The sequence below is a fragment of the Methyloceanibacter marginalis genome (assembly GCF_001723295.1).
GTDB lineage: Bacteria > Pseudomonadota > Alphaproteobacteria > Rhizobiales > Methyloligellaceae > Methyloceanibacter > Methyloceanibacter marginalis.
This window is the reverse complement of record NZ_LPWD01000384.1, coordinates 1-1,520: the sequence shown is the minus strand read 5'-3', so window position 1 is coordinate 1,520 and position 1,520 is coordinate 1. Positions and strand designations below refer to the sequence as shown.

Annotated in this window: 2 protein-coding genes; both read right to left on the bottom strand. The window is 67.2% G+C overall.

All coding sequences use genetic code 11. The features are described 5' to 3' along the window. A partial coding sequence (locus AUC71_RS13270) for a PAS domain-containing protein (RefSeq protein ID WP_244500959.1) occupies positions 1-1,156 on the bottom strand: 1,156 nt, incomplete at its 3' end. Positions 1,157-1,266: 110 nt separating this feature from the next. Next, positions 1,267-1,520, bottom strand: a 254-nt coding sequence (locus AUC71_RS13265; protein ID WP_141701697.1) for a magnesium chelatase subunit ChlI family protein, incomplete at its 5' end; no start/stop codon positions are given.

The window sequence follows — 1,520 nt, the reverse complement described above, 5'->3', positions numbered from 1 at the left end:
GGCCCGTGTCGCGCACCGCGAAGCGCACGACCGCCCCGCCGTCCTTCGCCGATGCCGGAGCCGGTACGATCGTCAAGGCCACGCCGCCCTGATCGGTGAACTTGATGGCGTTGCCCACGAGATTCATCAGGATCTGGCGCACGCGCATCTCATCGCCGATCACCGTCTTGGGTAGGTCGGGGGCGGCGAACCAGCCGATCTCGAGCCCCTTGTCGCGGCCGCGCGGTGCCAAGAGCTCGATGACGCCTTGCGCGGCGTCGGCGATCTCGAATGGCGCGGCGCGCAGCTCGATCTTGCCCGCTTCGATCTTGGAGAAGTCGAGCACCTCGTCGATCAGGGAGAGCAGCGTGGTCGCCGAGGTGGAGATCGCGCGCGCGTAGGTGCGCTGCTCCGGCGAGAGTTGCGTGTCCAGCAGAAGCCCGGTCATGCCGAGAATGCCGTTCATCGGCGTGCGAATTTCGTGGCTCATCGAAGCGAGGAAACGCGACTTCGCGTGGCTTGCGGTCATCGCGTGATCGCGGGCCTGGGCCAGGGCCATCTCCGCCGCGCGCTGCTCGGTGATGTCGCGGCCGACGCTTTGCACCTCGCGCACGCCGCCGTCTTCGCCGGCCACGGGAAAATCCTCCCACACGAACCAGCGCGGCCCGGCCGTCGTCGAGAGCTCGACCACCCGGCTGGTGCGCTCATCGTTGTCCGGTGGCGCATCGTCCTTGCCGTCGCTGTTGAGCACGGGAAGCTGGAAAGGCTGTCCGAGCGCCGTCTCGCGCGCGAGCCCGAAGGTCCGGCAGAAGGCATCGTTGACGAAGGAAAGGCGACCGTCCGCGTCGCGCCGCGAGATCACGTCGCCTTGATGATCGAGCAGATCGCGATAGCGCGCTTCGCGCTCGCGCACTTCCCATTGCAGGTCTTTCAGGGATTCAAGGCTAGAGTCGAGCCTGGTGGCCATCGCCTCCAGCCGCGCTTCGCCCGCGTCGGATTTGCGGTTGGCGACCAGGACCAGCAACGTAACGCCGAGCACCAAGGGCAAGAGGGCGAGCGTGGTGGTGGTGCCGAGAAGCACAAAAGAAAGCGCGATGAGCGCCAGGGCGAACAGCCCGAAGGCCACTCGCACGCCCATCCCACCGGCGCAGTCAGCGCCGAAGCTCTGCCGGATCATACGCTGCACTGTTTGACGCCGATTGTTATCGCCGGGCTTTGAGCCCGCCGGTTTCATTGGCGCCAAGAGAACCAGAGAAAGCTTGAAAAACCTTTAGCGGCGGGCCCCGCTCACGCCGCCGCCCGGGCCCGGCGCAAGGTTTCGCCGCGATAGCTCAGGGCCTCGGCGATATGGATGCGCGCGACCTTGCTCTCTCCGTCGAGGTCGGCGAGCGTCCGCGCGACACGCAGCGTCCGGTGATAGCCCCGCGCGCTGAGCGACAGCGCATTGGCGGCGTCGCGCAACAGAGAAAGGCCCTGCTTCTCCGGCGCGGCGATCTCCTCGAGGAGCGCGCCGTCACATTCCGCATTGGTGCGCACGCGCG